The 14,378-nt window shown below is 69.2% G+C and carries 13 protein-coding genes; 7 read left to right on the top strand and 6 right to left on the bottom strand.

Going from position 1 to position 14,378, the window contains the following annotated elements; translation table 11 throughout:
• Positions 1-46 precede the first annotated feature (46 nt).
• From DFR41_RS06440 to DFR41_RS06450, 3 genes are read left to right on the top strand one after another with little or no spacing between them, the layout of a single operon-like run.
• Positions 47-646 (top strand): type IV toxin-antitoxin system AbiEi family antitoxin domain-containing protein, encoded by a 600-nt coding sequence (locus tag DFR41_RS06440; RefSeq protein WP_017759299.1) that lies wholly within the window; start codon positions 47-49, stop codon positions 644-646.
• Positions 643-1,545, top strand: a complete 903-nt coding sequence (locus DFR41_RS06445; protein WP_017759300.1) for a nucleotidyl transferase AbiEii/AbiGii toxin family protein — start codon at positions 643-645, stop codon at positions 1,543-1,545. Before DFR41_RS06440 ends, DFR41_RS06445 begins: the two co-directional genes overlap by 4 nt.
• A complete protein-coding gene (locus DFR41_RS06450; protein WP_081682469.1) occupies positions 1,536-1,673 on the top strand; it encodes an XRE family transcriptional regulator in 138 nt (45 codons plus the stop codon). The genes DFR41_RS06445 and DFR41_RS06450 overlap by 10 nt, the downstream gene beginning before the upstream one ends.
• On the opposite strand, the gene DFR41_RS06455 is transcribed toward DFR41_RS06450, so the two are convergent.
• On the bottom strand, positions 1,655-2,110 hold the full coding sequence (locus DFR41_RS06455; protein ID WP_017759301.1) for a HipA domain-containing protein: 456 nt from the start codon (positions 2,108-2,110) through the stop codon (positions 1,655-1,657). The genes DFR41_RS06450 and DFR41_RS06455 overlap by 19 nt on opposite strands.
• Positions 2,111-2,167: 57 nt before the next feature.
• Positions 2,168-3,297 (bottom strand): IS3 family transposase gene (locus DFR41_RS06460; RefSeq protein ID WP_114802074.1). Its coding sequence is split into 2 segments (ribosomal slippage): positions 2,168-3,036 and positions 3,036-3,297, totalling 1,131 coding nucleotides; the frame shifts between segments, so codons are not numbered across the junction.
• A gap of 308 nt (positions 3,298-3,605) precedes the next feature.
• On the opposite strand from DFR41_RS06460, the gene DFR41_RS06465 reads away from it, so the two are divergent.
• Genes DFR41_RS06465 through DFR41_RS06475 form a run of 3 tightly spaced genes read left to right on the top strand, consistent with a single transcriptional unit; the run spans position 3,606 to position 8,323 of the window.
• Entirely contained in the window at positions 3,606-5,852 is a 2,247-nt protein-coding gene (locus tag DFR41_RS06465) for an ATP-binding protein (RefSeq protein ID WP_114802075.1), read from the top strand.
• Positions 5,845-6,303, top strand: a complete 459-nt coding sequence (locus tag DFR41_RS06470; RefSeq protein ID WP_017758603.1) for a response regulator — start codon at positions 5,845-5,847, stop codon at positions 6,301-6,303. The genes DFR41_RS06465 and DFR41_RS06470 overlap by 8 nt, the downstream gene beginning before the upstream one ends.
• Positions 6,296-8,323: a hybrid sensor histidine kinase/response regulator gene (locus tag DFR41_RS06475; protein ID WP_114802076.1), complete on the top strand. Its 2,028-nt coding sequence runs from the start codon at positions 6,296-6,298 to the stop codon at positions 8,321-8,323. The genes DFR41_RS06470 and DFR41_RS06475 overlap by 8 nt, the downstream gene beginning before the upstream one ends.
• A 108-nt stretch (positions 8,324-8,431) precedes the next feature.
• On the opposite strand, the gene DFR41_RS06480 is transcribed toward DFR41_RS06475, so the two are convergent.
• The 4 genes from DFR41_RS06480 to DFR41_RS06495 all read right to left on the bottom strand — a co-directional run bounded on the left by DFR41_RS06480 (position 8,432) and on the right by DFR41_RS06495 (position 13,221).
• Complete coding sequence (locus DFR41_RS06480; RefSeq protein ID WP_114802077.1) at positions 8,432-9,376, bottom strand: patatin-like phospholipase family protein; 945 nt, start codon at positions 9,374-9,376, stop codon at positions 8,432-8,434.
• Positions 9,377-9,521: 145 nt separating this feature from the next.
• Entirely contained in the window at positions 9,522-10,769 is a 1,248-nt protein-coding gene (locus DFR41_RS06485; protein ID WP_170159320.1) for a phospholipase A, read from the bottom strand.
• On the bottom strand, positions 10,706-11,131 hold the full coding sequence (locus DFR41_RS06490) for a hypothetical protein (protein ID WP_114802078.1): 426 nt from the start codon (positions 11,129-11,131) through the stop codon (positions 10,706-10,708). The genes DFR41_RS06485 and DFR41_RS06490 overlap by 64 nt, the downstream gene beginning before the upstream one ends.
• A gap of 20 nt (positions 11,132-11,151) precedes the next feature.
• The gene (locus DFR41_RS06495) at positions 11,152-13,221 is read right to left on the bottom strand and encodes an ATP-dependent helicase (RefSeq protein ID WP_114802079.1); all 2,070 of its coding nucleotides are present in this window, start codon (positions 13,219-13,221) and stop codon (positions 11,152-11,154) included.
• 101 nt (positions 13,222-13,322) lie between these two features.
• Between DFR41_RS06495 and DFR41_RS06500 the strand changes: the two genes are divergently transcribed.
• The gene (locus DFR41_RS06500; RefSeq protein ID WP_114802080.1) at positions 13,323-14,297 is read left to right on the top strand and encodes an AEC family transporter; all 975 of its coding nucleotides are present in this window, start codon (positions 13,323-13,325) and stop codon (positions 14,295-14,297) included.
• The last annotated feature ends 81 nt before the right edge of the window (positions 14,298-14,378 follow it).

Here is a 14,378-nt window from a genome sequence, read left to right on the forward strand (position 1 = left end):
GGTTTTTATTAATATTTACCTATATTATGGAACAATATGCTGGATCATGGACACAACCGTCGACAAGCTGCTGGCACTGGTGCACACGCAGGGACTGCTGCGCCCGCACGATCTGGCCCCGCTGGGCATCCCACGGGTGGCTCTGACGCGGGCGGTGCGGCGCGGGCAACTGGAACGCGTCGGGCGCGGGCTGTACGGCCTTACGTCGCGCCCGGTGTCGGCCCACGGCACGCTGGCCGAGGTCGCGCGGCGCGTACCTAAGGGCGTGGTATGCCTGCTGTCGGCGCTGCGTTTCCACGACCTGACCACGCAGGCCCCGTTCGAGGTGTGGCTGGCCATCGACAACAAGGCGGCGACGCCGAAGCTGGACTACCCACCGCTGCGCCTCGTGCGCTTCTCCGGCGCGGCGCTGACCGAAGGCGTCGAGGAGCACGTCGTCGATGGCGTCACCGTCCGCGTCACCGGCGTTGCCAAAACGGTCGCCGACTGCTTCAAGTACCGCAACAAGATCGGTCTCGACGTGGCGCTGGAAGCGCTGCGCGAGGCATGGAACGCCAAGCGCATGGCCAGCGACGAAATCTGGCACTACGCCAAGATCGACCGCGTGGCCAACGTGATGCGCCCCTATCTGGAGAGCCTGGCATGAACCAGCGCAACATCGCCGCATCGGTTCGTGCCCGGCTGCTCAACAAGGCTCGTGCCGAAAAAATCGACTTCAATTTGCTGCTGATCCGCTATGCGCTGGAGCGGATGCTGTACCGCCTGAGTGTCTCGGAGCAGCGCGGGCAGTTCCTGTTGAAAGGCGCACTGCTGTTCGATCTCTGGTTCGACGTGCCGCATCGCCCGACGCACGATGCCGACCTGCTGGGCTTCGGTTCCGCCGATATTCCCCATCTGGAAAAGCTGTTCCGCGAAATCAGCCAGATCGCCAGCGACGACGGCATCGTGTTTCAGGCCGACAGCGTGAAGGCCGCTGCAATCCGCAAGGAGGCCAACTACGCGGGCGTCCGCGTCACGCTGCTGGGCCTGCTGGACAACGCGCGCTGTCCGGTGCAGATCGACATCGGCTTCGGCGATGCCGTCACGCCTGCACCAGAAAACGTGCAATACCCGGTCATCCTCGACGGCATGCCGCAGCCGCAACTGCGGGTCTATCCCCGCTACACCGTGGTCGCCGAAAAGCTCGAAGCGATGGTCAAGCTCGGCATCCTCAACAGCCGGATGAAGGACTATTTCGACCTATGGATTTTGTCCCGGCATTCCAACTTCGATGGCGCCGTGCTCGCGCAGGCGATCCGTGCCACCTTCGAGCGAAGGGGCACGGGCATCCCGTCGGGCCTGCCGTTTGGCCTCACCGATGAATTCGGCCAGGACGAGCAGAAGACAAAGCAGTGGCAGGCGTTCCAACGCAAGAACACCTTGGAGCCGACGGCGCTGACCACGGTGATTGCGGCGCTGCGCGAATTCCTGCTGCCGGTGCTGACGGCGCTTGCGGCGAGCGAGAGCTTCGACCGACAGTGGTACGCAAGCGCAGGATGGGTCTGAAGTCAGTCCCGTACGGCAGTGCGATTCAGCCCACGGTTTCTGCATTGCAGCGTGACGAGTTTTCGAGTTTTTCCGTGCGCAAGCTGATGGATTGCCTGAACCGACCGGGCTATGACATCGAAATCTGAGTCCATGCTTCGAAGCACATGCCGGGCATCTGGTGCTCACCCATGCCTGGCCAGGTCGACAGCACGTCGTAGAACGGCGTGAGCTGGTAGCGCCCACCCTGCCGCAGGAATAGGCTGAAGTTCTTGGCGTGGCCATCCGTGGCACACGACATCCAGAATAGCGCCCATGGCTGGAAGAAGGTGCGGCGGTCCTGCCGCCCCCGCTCCATCGAGCCCACGCCCAGGATGCGGTCGATACCCGGCGGGCCACCATCGGCTTCGTATTTTGCATCGGGAGGTGTGCCGGTGGCCTGGCACAAGTCCTTCTGTGGGAGGCGGACGAGGTGCTGCCCGATCTGCGCCAGGCGTTGGAAGAAGCCAAGGAGGGCGTGGGACGGGTGACCACGCCCGAGCAAATCCTGGTGCGCCAAGCACGACAGAAGAGCAGACTGACGCATGACCTGCCCCCAGAACCCGTACCAGTCGATTTGAGGAATCCGCTGGGTTGAAGGAGATTACTCCTGGTTTTGCTGCGGCGCCGGCACGGCGCCGCCGGCTGTTTTGCGATGCTGGGCCGCGAACTTCGCAGGCGGCATCCGCCCGCAACTGCTGTGCGGGCGCACCTCGTTGTAGTCGGTCCGCCAGCGTGCAATCTCGTCGCGCGCCTGCTTCAGGCTTTGGAACCAATGCTCGTTCAGGCACTCGTCGCGGAACTTGCCGTTGAAGCTCTCGATGTAGGCGTTCTGCGTGGGCTTGCCCGGCTGGTTAAGGATGTGGCGCACGCCCTTGGCCTGCGCCCAGGCCATGAAGGCCCGACTCGTGAACTCCGGCCCCTGGTCGGTTCTGACGGCCTGCGGGTAGCCCCGGAACCGCGCCACCTGATCGAGTACGCGCACAACGTACTGGCCGCCGATGCCGTGGTCCACCGCGAGGTCCACGCACTCGTGGCTGAAGTCGTCGGTGACGGTCAGGCATTTGATGCGCCGTCCGCTGGCCAAGCTGTCGCTGACGAAGTCCATGCTCCACACCTCGTTGACGCTGCGGCACTCATGCAGCGGCACGCGTTCGAGCTTCAGACGCTGCCTGCCGCGGCGCTTGCGCACCGACAGGTCGGCCAGCTTGTAGAGCCGGTACACGCGCTTGTCGTTGATCTTGGTGCCTGCGGCCCGTAGCAGATCGCCGATGCGCCGGTAGCCGAAGCGCCGCCGCTCGTGCGCCAACTCGACGATGCGCTGGCTCATCGCCAGGTCGTGCTGCGCACGCTGGGGCGGATGCCGCCAGCTGTCGCGCGACAGTCCCACCAAGGCGCAGGCGCGCCGTTCACTGATCGAGCTCGCTTCCAGCATCGTGCCCACCGCGCGTCGCTTCGCCGGTGGGCTCAGCGCTTTACGCCAAAGGCCACCTTCAGCGCCTCGTTGTCCAGCACCGCCTCGGCCAGCAGCTTCTTGAGCCGGTTGTTCTCGGCTTCCAGCTCGCGCAGCCGCTTGGCATCGCTGGCCTCCATGCCGCCGAACTTGGCCCGCCACTTGTAGAACGTGGCCGAGCTGAACCCCTCTCGGCGGCACAGGTCCGCCACGCTCATGCCGGCGTCAGCCTGCTTGATGAACCCGATGACTTGCTCGTCTGTGAATCTGCTTTTGCGCATCGCGCGTCCTCTCGGTTGCGCGGATTCTTCTCTATTGCCGTGGTACGGGCGACGGGTTGCAGGTCAGCCCGGACCGCTACCCGCGCCTTGCCTCTGCGTGATGAATGGCTGGCCTTCCGGCGGCTGTCATCGATGGGCGCTCGACCCGCTTGGCATCGTCCGTCGGGCGTGGTGTTCCAGGAATCGCTGTCGCGTGTCGGCCTGTGCCTACAAGGCCGCCCCGCAAAAGCTGAGAAGCTCCACCACCTTTTGTCCGCCCCCGATTCCCCGGTCTGCCACCTTCGCCGTGAGCGCGCCCATCCATCCGCATGACTTCGCCCCCTGCCTCTCCCGCGCTCACGCCAACCCCGGGCCCGGAGTCCGCCGACCTGGCGCGCTGCGAGGACGAGCCGATCCGCATTCCCGGCGCCATTCAGCCGCATGGCCGGTTGCTGGTGATCGACATTGCCACCGGCCGGCAGTCCGCATGGAGCGCCAATTGGCCGGAGCATGAGCGCCACGCGGCCGTGGCCGAGCTGCTGGCCCGCGGGCTGCAGGCGCTCCCGGAGCAGGCCTTCCCCGTGCCGCTGGGCAGCTTCGCGGTGGGCGAGGGCGGCCACATGCACGCCTCGGCCCATGCCCGCGATGGCCGGCTCATCGTGGAGTTCGAGCCGCCGCAGGAAGAGCCCGCCCACGGAAGCACCTCCATCTACACGGTGGCACGCGCCTTCATGCCGCGGCTGCAGGCCGTGGACGACATCGAGGAACTGGCTGTGCTGGCCGTCGCCGAGATGAAGCAGCTCAGCGGCTTCGGCCGCTGCCTGCTCTACCGCTTCGACGAGAACAACGACGGCCGCGTGCTGGCCGAGGTGGCCGACGACGGCTACGAGCGCTACACGGGCCACCATTTCCCCGCCTCCGACATCCCGGCGCAGGCGCGTGACCTGTACACGCTCAACCACTTCCGCATCATCCCCGACGCCAACTACACGCCGGTGCCGCTGATCGGGCCGGGCGACGAGCGGCCGGTGGACCTGTCGCAGTCGGGCCTGCGCAGCGTCTCGCCGGTGCACCTCGAGTACATGCGCAACATGGGCACGCTGGCGTCGATGTCGGTGTCGCTGGTGGTGCAGGGGCGCCTGTGGGGCCTGATCTCCTGCCACAACCATCAGCCGCGCCACCTGGCGCCCACCACGCGCCTGGCCTGCGAGCACCTCGGACGGCTGGTGTCGCTGCAGATCCAGGCCAAGGAAAGCAATGCCTCGGCGGCCCAGCGGCTGGAACTGCGCAAGCTGATCCTGGAGATCGTCTCCCACCTGTCCGACAGCGATGCCAGCCTGCAGCGCCTGCTCGCCGAGCCGGCACCCCTGCTGCGGCTGGCGCGCGCCGCCGGCGCGGCCGTGGTGCTCGACGACGAGGTCTGGACCACGGGCGAGACCCCGCCCAAGTCCGAGGTGCTGGCCCTGGCCAGCTGGATCGCCGGCCTGGAAGAGCCGGTCTACGCCAACGACGCCGTGAGCCCGCACACCGTGCCGGCATGGTCGGCAGGCCAGGAGATCGCCGGCTGCCTGGCGGTGTCGATCTCGCAGGTGCACCGGCATCTGGTGCTGTGGTTCCGGCCGGAGCATGTGCGCACCATCACCTGGGCGGGCGACCCCCGCAAGGAAGTGCGGCCGGAAGACGGCCGAATCCATCCGCGGCGCAGCTTCTCCAGCTGGGCGCAGAAGATCCGCGGCCGCAGCCTGCCCTGGACTGCCGAGGAGCGCGCCGCGGCCGACGAACTGCGCCAGGCCCTCATCGGCATCGTGCTGCGGCGTGCCGAGGAGATGGCCGCGGTGGCCACGGAACTCAGCCGCGTCAACCGCGAGCTGGAGGCCTTCTCGTACACCGTCTCGCACGACCTGCGCGCGCCCATGCGCCACATCGCCGGCTTCGTGGACCTGGTGGTCGACATGGAAGGACGCCAGCTGTCCGAGCGGGCGCTGCGCTACCTCTCCAACGTCAAGGACGCGGCGGCCTTCGCCGGCGAGCTGGTCGACGCGTTGCTCGACTTCTCGCGCATGGGCCGCACGGCGCTCAAGCTGCGGCCGGTCAAGATGGCGGACCTGATCGAGGGGCTGATCCATGAGCTCTCGCGCGGCGATGCCGCCCGCGGCGTGCAGTGGACGGTGGACGCCCCCTTGCCCGTGCTGGAGGCCGACCCACTGCTGCTGCAGGTGGCCACCCGCAACCTGCTGGCCAATGCGCTCAAGTACACCCGCGGCGCCAGCCCGGCCGTGATCCGGGTGCGAGCCATCCGCGAGGCGGACGGCAGCGGCATCGAGGTCGAGGACAATGGCGTCGGCTTCGAAATGAAGTACGTGGGCAAGCTCTTCGGCGTGTTCCAGCGGCTGCATTCCGCGGAAGAGTTCGAGGGCACCGGCATCGGCCTGGCCAACGTCAAGCGCATCGTGGAGCGTCATGGCGGCCGGGTCTGGGCGCATGGCGAACCCGGTCGCGGTGCCCGCTTCGGCTTCGTGCTGCCCCCCCATCCCCCAGGTCCCGCGCAGGATGCGCCCGGAGAACTTCATGCTTAAGCCCATCTTGCTGGTCGAGGACGACAAGCGGGACCTCGAACTCACCCTCATGGCGCTCGAACGCAGCCAGCTGGCCAACGAGGTCATCACCGTGCGCGACGGCGCGCAGGCGCTGGCCTACCTCAACCAGGAAGGCGAGTTCGCCGACCGCGGCACGGGCAATCCGGCGGTCATCCTGCTGGACCTCAAGCTGCCCAAGGTCGACGGTCTGGAGGTGCTGGAGCAGGTGCGCGCCAATCCCAGCCTGCGCAGCGTGCCGGTGGTGATGCTCACCTCCTCGCAGCAGGAATCCGACGTGCTGCGCAGCTACGAGCTGGGCGTCAATGCCTACGTGGTCAAGCCGGTGGACTTCAAGCAGTTCGTCTCGGCCATCGCCGACCTGGGCGTGTTCTGGGCGGTGCTCAACGAGCCGCCGCCCGGCTCGGTCAAGACCTCGCGCCGCTATGAGTGAACGGGCGGCCGCCGGCGCGGGCTCTGCCGCCCGGCCCGCTGCGGCGGGGGGCGCACTGGCGCCCTTGCGGGTGCTGATGCTGGAAGACTCGGTCTTCGATGCCGAGTTGCTGATGGAGGCACTGTTGCGTGCGTATCCGCATGCGAAGGTCAACACGGTGCGCGACGAAGCCGGCTATGCCGAGGCCCTGCGGCAGGAGCGCTTCGAGCTCATCCTGTCGGACTTCGAGCTGCCCGGCTACTCCGGCCAGCAGGCGCTGGAGCTGGCGCGCAGCCTGGCGCCGCAGGTGCCCTTCGTCTTCGTCTCGGGCGTCATCGGCGAGGACAACGCCGTCGAGCTGCTGCGCCAGGGCGCCACCGACTATGTGAGCAAGGGCCGCCTGTCGCGTCTGCCCATGGTGGTGGACCGCGCGCTGCGCGAGGTGGCGGTGCGCGACGGGCGGGTGCGCGCCGAGCGCGCCCTGCAGGACAACGACCTGCTCTTCGGCCGCCTGGTCGATTCGCTGGCGGACTATGCGGTGGTGCTGCTGGATGCCCAGGCGCGCGTGCTGCGCTGGAACCTGGGTGCGCGCCAGATCTTCGGCTCGGTCGAGTCGGAGGCCCTGGGCCGCGGCCTGCATGAATTCCTCACGAGTCGCGAAGGGCCGCAGCCCATGGAGTGGCTGCACGCCAGCTGCGCGGGCGGCAGCTTCAACGCGCAGCTGTGGCTGCAGCCCCTGCACGGCGAGCCCTGCTGGGCCGACGTGGTCGTGGCCTGCCTGGACGCCGAAACCTCGGCCGCCGCGCCGCCCGTGGCCACCAGCCGCGTGCGCTATTGCCTGATCATCCGCGACCGCACCGCCGAGCACCGCAATGCCGAAGCCCTGCGTGCCGCCGTCGCCCGGGCCGAAGCGGCGCAGGAAGAAATGGCCCGCGCCAACGAGGCCAAGGACCGCTTCCTGGCCATCGTGTCGCACGAGCTGCGCAATCCGCTGGCGGCGGTCTCCTTCGCCGCCCAGCTGCTGCAGCGCCTGGCCACCGTGCCCGAGCGCCACAAGGACCTGATCCCCGGCATCCGTCGCAACGTCGAGCTGGAGGCGCGCCTCATCGACGACCTGCTGGACGTCTCCACCATCACCAGCGGCAAGCTGAGCCTGCGGGCCGACAGGCTGGACGCGGCCTCGCTGCCCGCCGAGGTGGGCGAGATGATGCGCGGCGCGCTGGCCGACAAGAAGCTCAAGCTCAGCGTGCGGGGCGTGGCCGAGGGGGCGTGGGTGCGGGCCGATGCGGCGCGCATCAAGCAGGTGATCGCCAATCTGCTGCGCAACGCCATCAAGTTCAGTCCGGCCGGCGCCACCATCCGGCTCGAATCCGAGGTGAATGACGGGCATTTCGTCGTGCGCGTGGTCGACCACGGCATCGGCATCGCGCCCGACGCGCTGGAGCGCATCTTCAAGGCCTTCGAGCAGGCCGACCGCGAGGTGGCGCGCCAGTTCGGCGGGTTGGGCCTGGGCCTGGCCATCGCGCGGCACCTGGTCATCGAGCATGGCGGCATGCTCACCGCTACCAGTGCGGGGCCCGGCCAGGGCGCCACCTTCGAGATGCGCCTGCCGCTGGCCGACCGCGAGGAGACCCAGCCCCTGCGCGTCGCGCCCACCCTGCCGCCGGCCCCCGCCGCTGCCCAGGGCGCCCGGGTGCTCATGGTGGAGGACAACGTCCAGGCGGCCGAGCTGCTGATGCTCTTCCTGCAGGACTACGGCTATGTCATCACGCATGCCGCCTCGGTGGCCGAGGGGCTGGCCTGCGCCGCGCAGAAGGAGTTCGACATCGTCCTCACCGACCTGGGCCTGCCCGACGGCAGCGGCGTGGAGATCGGCCGCGCCCTCGGTGCCCGGCTGCCCGTGGTGGCGCTGAGCGGCTACGGCAGTCCCATCGACCGCCAGCGCACCCAGGCCGCCGGCTTTGCCGCGCACCTGATCAAGCCGGCGGACCCGGAGGCGGTGCACGAGACGCTGCAGGCGGCCTTGCGCAGCGCGGCCTGAGCGACGCTGGGCCGCGTCAGGCCTGGACGGGCCTGCGGCGCACGGGCGACCTGCGCGCGGGCCGGCCGGCCTCATCCGGCCGTCAGCCTCGTCATGCCAGAGTGTTCGTCAGCCCTGGACGGTCACCGGCGGCAGGCTGCCGCCATCCCTGAGCGGCACCGCCAGGTCGGCCAGCAGCGGCAGCACCTGCTGCGCAGCGCGCTCGCCCTCGGCGATGGCCGCGGCGGCGCGGTGGAAGTCCATCGCGGCGATGTCCGACAGGCGCGGACGCACCATCACGTCCGCGGGTTCGCCGGCCATGCGGCTCTGGGTGATGCGCACCTGCATGATGTTGAGGCTGGTGCCCAGCACGTCCAGCAGCGAGGGCATCTCCGTGCCGCTGCCGGCGGGTGCACGGGGCGCCGGCCGCAGCTTGCCGAGCACCGTGGCCAGCACCCCGGCCTTGGGCAGCTCGGCCACGGACGTGCCATCGGTGGAGGCGGTGCGGTTGCGCCGGCCGATCAGGTCCCAGTTGAGGTCCACGGCGATCACCAGGTCGGCGCCCATGGCGCGACACAGCGACACCGGGATCGGGTTGACCAGCCCGCCGTCCACCAGCAGCCGGTCCTCCTGCTGCGTCGGCGTAAACAGGCCGGGCAAGGCCATGGAGGCGCGCACGGCGTCGATCACCGGCCCTTCGCGCAGCCACACCTCGCGGCCTGTCGCCAGCTCGGTCGCCACGCAGCCGAAGGCCTTGGGCAGGTCGGCGAAATCCGGGTCCTGCGAATGCTCGCGGAAGAATTTCAGCAGCTTGCCGCCTTCGATCAGCCCGCCGCCCATCTTGAGGTCCAGCATGGCCACCGTGCCCGACCAGGTGAGCTTGCGCACCCAGTCTTCCAGCCAGTCGAGCCGGCCCGCCGCATAGATGGCGCCGACCAGCGCGCCGATGGAGGTGCCGCAGACCACGTCGGGCGCATAGCCCGCCTGCTCCAGGGTGCGGATCACCCCGATGTGCGACCAGCCCCGCGCCGAGCCGCTGCCCAGCGCCAGGCCGATGCGGGGACGTCTTGCCATGATCAGATGAGCTTGTCGATATTTCGAGCGGCCGCGGAGCAGGCCACGTCAGGGCACCTGCGGAACCGGCTTCGCCGGGCTGCTGGGTGCGCCCCCTGGAGGGGGGAGGCGGCTACACGCAGTGAGCAAGCAACGGGGGTGGGCATCAAAAATCCACGAGGCTGACGCCGACCGAAAGGACGGTGCGCTTGCGGTTGTAGTCGACCAGCGTGTCGCCGTAGCCGTGGAACAGCTGCACATGGAAGCGCAGGTCGCTCTTGGCCGGGTCGCCGATGGCGCGCAGCCATTCGAGGCGCACCGAGCCCTTGCCGCTGCCGCCGACCATGCCGCGCACCGTGCCGCGCAGCGTGTTGACCGGGTCCATGTTCCAGGTGCCGATGATCTCGCTGTGGCCGAGGTACTTGGTGATGTCCGGGTTGTCGTCGTCGGCTTCGCTTTCGTGAATGCGATGCCACACACGGGCGGTGATGGCGAAGCGGTTGTCCAGCTCCACACCGCCCATCAGGTAGACGCGGTTCCAGCTGCGCGACAGCGGCAGGCTCTGGCCGTTGGACTGGTGCACCAGCCCCAGACCCGCATAGCGCCAGCGCCAGCCGCCGGGCAGGTTCAGGTCGATGGGGTAGGCGTACATGAGCTCGGGCTCATGGTCCGTGGTGCGGAAGGGCCGCGACAGGTCCGAATTGAACACCTGCCACGTCGACTGCTGCGTGTAGCCGAACCAGAGCGAGTCGCGGCGCAGCGGGTCGCTGCGGGTGAGCAGGCCTTCGGCCAGCTTGGTGCGCACCGAAAGCCCGATGCGCATTTCGCTCGGCTGGTAGGCGGTGGCCGTGCCGGTATGGCCTTCGGCGGGCGAGGTAGGCGTCTGCGGCCGGCCATCGGCGGTGGAGATCGACACGTTCAGCGGCCGATAGCCGCGGAAGGTGAAGGTGCCGCAGCTGCTGCCTTCTTCGAGCTCCCAGAAGCGCGAGAGGACCGAGTACTGGCGGTCGCGGCAGCCCTCGGTCTGGGCGAAGGCGATCACGCGCGTGGCGGGTTGGGCCACGTCCACGGGCTTGTCCACCGCGGGCGCATCCGGCGGCTGGGCCGTGGCCAGTGCGGGCGGGGCCGGTGGCAGCGTGGCGGCCGGCGCCTGCTGCTGCAGGGCCCAGCGGTCGAAGCAGGCCAGCCGCGCGGCGTTGTCGGTGGACAGCCGCGCACATTGCTGCCAGGTGAGCTGGGCGTCCGCGAGCGGGCTGGGGGGAAGGCCGGGCGCGGGGGCGGCCTGGGCCGGGGCGGGCATCTGGGCCTGGGCGGTCCAGGGCAGGGCCAGCGCCGTCAGTGCCAGGAAGCTCAGGGTGAGGGGCGTTTGCGCAGAACGACGGGCACGCTCTGCTCGGTGGCGGTGTTGCGCCATGTTCCAGTGAACTCCTTGCCGCACGAGGCGGGCTGCAGGTCTGTGGTCCAGACCGCGCTGATCGTGCGGCCGTCCCGGGATTCGTCGAGGCTGAGCTGACCGTCAGGATTGACGTCGCCCGCCAGCTGGGCCAGCGGGGAGCCGGCCCTGGCGATGGTGCCACGCACGCTGCCGGCATATTCCGGATGCGGGCGCAATTCGACGTCGGCCAGGGCGCCGTTCTGGCCGAAGCGCGCATCCCACCAGCCATAGAGGTCCGAGGGCTTCATGTCGCTGGCCGTGGCGGGACAGCCGGGCGGAACCCGGGTGCTCATGCAGCCGGTGACCGCCAGCGCGATCAGCAAAGGGGGCAGAAGGCGCATCGGCGGGTCCTCGGGATGTGTCAGTTCGACGGCTCGGCCGCCGAGGCCGCAGCGGCCCGGCGGGCAAATTCGGCGCGCAGGGCCTTGAGCTTTTCTCGCGGGTCTTCCTTAGCCGTGGTCTTGTCCAGCGCCATCTCGGCGATGAAGCGGCTGGGCGCGGCCTGCACCATCTCGCGGCCCTTCTTGCGGCGCTTCATCCAGCTCACGGCCAGCGTGCGCTGGGCGCGGGTGATGCCCACGTACATCAGGCGGCGCTCTTCCTGCAGGCGCTCGGCGATGTTCTCGGACACCTTCTCCTGGCGGCCTTCGTCGTCCTCGAGCTTGAAGGGCAGCAGGCCTTCGTTCACGCCGACCAGCATCACATGCGGCCATTCCAGGCCCTTGGAGGCATGCAGCGTGGAGAGGGTGAGCACGTTCTGGTCCTGCTCGCGCTCGCTGATGGTGGACAGCAGCGAGATGGTCTGCGCCACCTCCAGCAGGCTCTTGGCCTCGGGGCCGCTGGTGGCGCCCGAGGCGTCCTCCACCTGGCCGCCGCAGCGCTGCGACATCCAGTCGCAGAACTCCAGCACGTTGGTCCAGCGGCTGGCCGCAGCCTGCTCGCTGTCCTCGCCGTCGTAGAGGTGCTTCTCGTACTCGATGTCCTTGAGCCAGTCCATCAGGAAGGCCCGCGCGCCCTCGGCGCCCACGGTGTGGCGGGCGCGGTATTCGAGGTCGTTGATGTAGCGGCCGAATTCGTGCAGCCCCTCGATGCCGCGCTTGGGCACGGCGCTGGGCAGCGAGGGCGAGAACAGCGCCTCGAACAGGCTGATCTTGTATTGGCTGGCGAACACGCCCAGCTGCTGCAGCGTGGTGTGGCCGATGCCGCGCTTGGGCGTGGTCACCGCGCGCAGGAAGGCCGGGTCGTCGTCGTTGTTGACCCACAGCCGGAACCAGCCGCACAGGTCCTTGATCTCGGCGCGGTCGAAGAAGCTCTGGCCGCCCGACACCTTGTAGGGAATGTTGGCGCGGCGCAGCGCCTGCTCGAAGATGCGCGCCTGGTGGTTGGCGCGGTAGAGGATGGCGAAGTCGCGCCATTCCTTGTGCGTGGAGCTTTCGCGCAGGCCCTGGATGCGGGCCACGGTGCGCTCGGCCTCGTGCTGCTCGTTGTCGCAGTCCACCACGCGCACCGGCTCGCCCTCGCCCAGCTCGCTGAACAGCGTCTTGGGAAAGAGCTTGGGATTGGGCCCGATCACGTTGTTGGCCGCGCGCAGGATGGCGCTGGTGGAGCGGTAGTTCTGCTCCAGCTTGATGACCTTGAGCTGCGGATAGTCGATCGGCAGCTTCTTGAGGTTGTCCAGCGTGGCGCCGCGCCAGCCGTAGATGGACTGGTCGTCGTCGCCCACGGCGGTGAAGCGGCCCCGCTCGCCGGCCAGCAGCTTGAGCACCTCGTACTGCGTGGCGTTGGTGTCCTGGTATTCGTCGACCAGGATGTGGCCCAGCAGCTTCTGCCACTTGTCGCGCACGGCCTCGTGCTTGTGCAGCAGCTGCAGCGGCATGCCGATCAGGTCGTCGAAGTCCACGCTCTGGTAGGCCGTCAGGCGCTCCTCGTAGCGGGCCATGATCCTGGCGGTGATGCGCTCGTTGTCGTCCAGCGCCTGGGCCTCGGCCTCGGCCGAATTGAGGCCCATGTTCTTCCACTTGCTGATCGTCCACTGCCAGGTGCGGGCGGTGGCCGTGTCGGTGGTGCCGCCGGCATCCTTGAGGATCTTGGTGACGTCGTCCGCGTCCAGGATGCTGAACTGCGGCTTGAGGCCCAGCACGCCGCCGTCCTCGCGCATCATGCGCACGCCCAGCGCGTGGAAGGTGCACACCACCACGTGCTTGGCGTCGCGGCCGATCAGGCCCTTGGCCCGCTCGCGCATCTCGGCCGCCGCCTTGTTGGTGAAGGTGATGGCCGCGATGCGCTTGGGCTCCAGCCCGGCCTGGATCAGGCGCGCGATCTTGTGGGTGATCACCCGCGTCTTGCCCGAACCCGCGCCGGCGAGCACCAGGCAGGGCCCGTGGAGGTAGTTGACCGCTTCCTGCTGGGCGAGATTGAGGCCGGAGGACATGGCAAGAGGGGGGAGGGCTGCAGGCGCCGCGGCGCTGGATCGGCCGGACGCAAAAGCGCGCAATGATACTGGCGGGGGGCTGGCGACGAGAATGCGCCGCCGTGCTTGCCGTCTTTGCCGCCACCTTCCCCTTCTTCGCGCTGATTGCCCTCGGCTACCTGGCCGCCCGGCGCGGCCTGATGCCCGTCGAGGCGATTCCGGGCCTCAACGTCTTCGTCCTGTACTTCGCGCTACCTTGCATGCTGTTCCGCTTCGCGGCCGGCACGCCGCTGGCGCAACTGCTCGATGCACGGGTGGCGCTGGTGTGGGGCGTGGCCGCACTGGCGATGGTGGCGCTGGCCACCGCCGCCGCGCGGCGCGCCGGACACCCCTGGAACGACGCCGCCTTCGGCGCGCTGGTGGCCGCCTTTCCCAACACCGGCTTCATGGGGGTGCCGCTCTTGGCCGCGCTGCTGGGGCCGGCAGTCGCGGGGCCGGTGATCGTCACCATCGCCTTCGACATGGTGCTGACCTCCTCGCTGTGCATCGCCCTGTCGCGGCTGGACACGCACGAGGGCGGCGCCGCGGCGCAGGCCGTGCGGCGCGCGCTGGGCGGCATCGTGCGCAACCCGATGCCCTGGTCGATGGTGCTGGGCGCGCTGGCCTCCGCGCTGCAATGGCGGCTGCCGGCACCGGTCGACCGCACGGTGGGCATGCTGGCGGACGCGGCGTCGCCGGCGGCGCTGTTCACCATCGGCGCGGTGCTGGCGCGCTCGGCCCTGCGGGCGCGCGAGGGCGGCGCGCAGCCGCCGTGGCGCGCCGCGCTGCGCGACCTGCTGCCGGTGGTGGGCTTCAAGCTGCTGGTGCATCCGCTGCTGGTGCTTGGCCTGGTGACGGCGCTGGCGGCTGCAGGCACCGGGCTGTCGCCGCTGGCCGGCGTGGCGCTGGTGCTCACGGCGGCGCTGCCCAGTGCCAGCAATGTCTCGATGCTGGCCGAGCGCTATGGCGCGGACACCGGCCGGGTGGCGCGGATCATCCTGTGGACGACGGTCGGCGCCTTCCTGAGCTTTCCGCTCGCGATGGCCCTCCTGCGCTGAGCGGCGGCCGCGGCCGAGCGCCATAGGCCTTTCGTCACCCTCGGCATGCGAGGTATTCCTACGCCGCACAGTCGCCGTCCG

The sequence above is a fragment of the Pseudacidovorax intermedius genome (assembly GCF_003350475.1).
GTDB classification, from domain to species: Bacteria; Pseudomonadota; Gammaproteobacteria; order Burkholderiales; family Burkholderiaceae_C; genus Xenophilus; species Xenophilus intermedius.

Excerpts from the sequence above, each read along its gene's own strand:
- DFR41_RS06440 (WP_017759299.1), top strand. The coding sequence starts at position 47 with ATGGACACAACCGTCGACAAGCTGCTGGCACTGGTGCACACGCAGGGA.
- DFR41_RS06445 (WP_017759300.1), top strand. The coding sequence starts at position 643 with ATGAACCAGCGCAACATCGCCGCATCGGTTCGTGCCCGGCTGCTCAAC.
- DFR41_RS06450 (WP_081682469.1), top strand. The coding sequence starts at position 1,536 with ATGGGTCTGAAGTCAGTCCCGTACGGCAGTGCGATTCAGCCCACGGTT.
- DFR41_RS06455 (WP_017759301.1), bottom strand. The coding sequence starts at position 2,110 with ATGCGTCAGTCTGCTCTTCTGTCGTGCTTGGCGCACCAGGATTTGCTC.
- DFR41_RS06465 (WP_114802075.1), top strand. The coding sequence starts at position 3,606 with ATGACTTCGCCCCCTGCCTCTCCCGCGCTCACGCCAACCCCGGGCCCG.
- DFR41_RS06470 (WP_017758603.1), top strand. The coding sequence starts at position 5,845 with ATGCTTAAGCCCATCTTGCTGGTCGAGGACGACAAGCGGGACCTCGAA.
- DFR41_RS06475 (WP_114802076.1), top strand. The coding sequence starts at position 6,296 with ATGAGTGAACGGGCGGCCGCCGGCGCGGGCTCTGCCGCCCGGCCCGCT.
- DFR41_RS06480 (WP_114802077.1), bottom strand. The coding sequence starts at position 9,376 with ATGGCAAGACGTCCCCGCATCGGCCTGGCGCTGGGCAGCGGCTCGGCG.
- DFR41_RS06485 (WP_170159320.1), bottom strand. The coding sequence starts at position 10,769 with ATGGCGCAACACCGCCACCGAGCAGAGCGTGCCCGTCGTTCTGCGCAA.
- DFR41_RS06490 (WP_114802078.1), bottom strand. The coding sequence starts at position 11,131 with ATGCGCCTTCTGCCCCCTTTGCTGATCGCGCTGGCGGTCACCGGCTGC.
- DFR41_RS06495 (WP_114802079.1), bottom strand. The coding sequence starts at position 13,221 with ATGTCCTCCGGCCTCAATCTCGCCCAGCAGGAAGCGGTCAACTACCTC.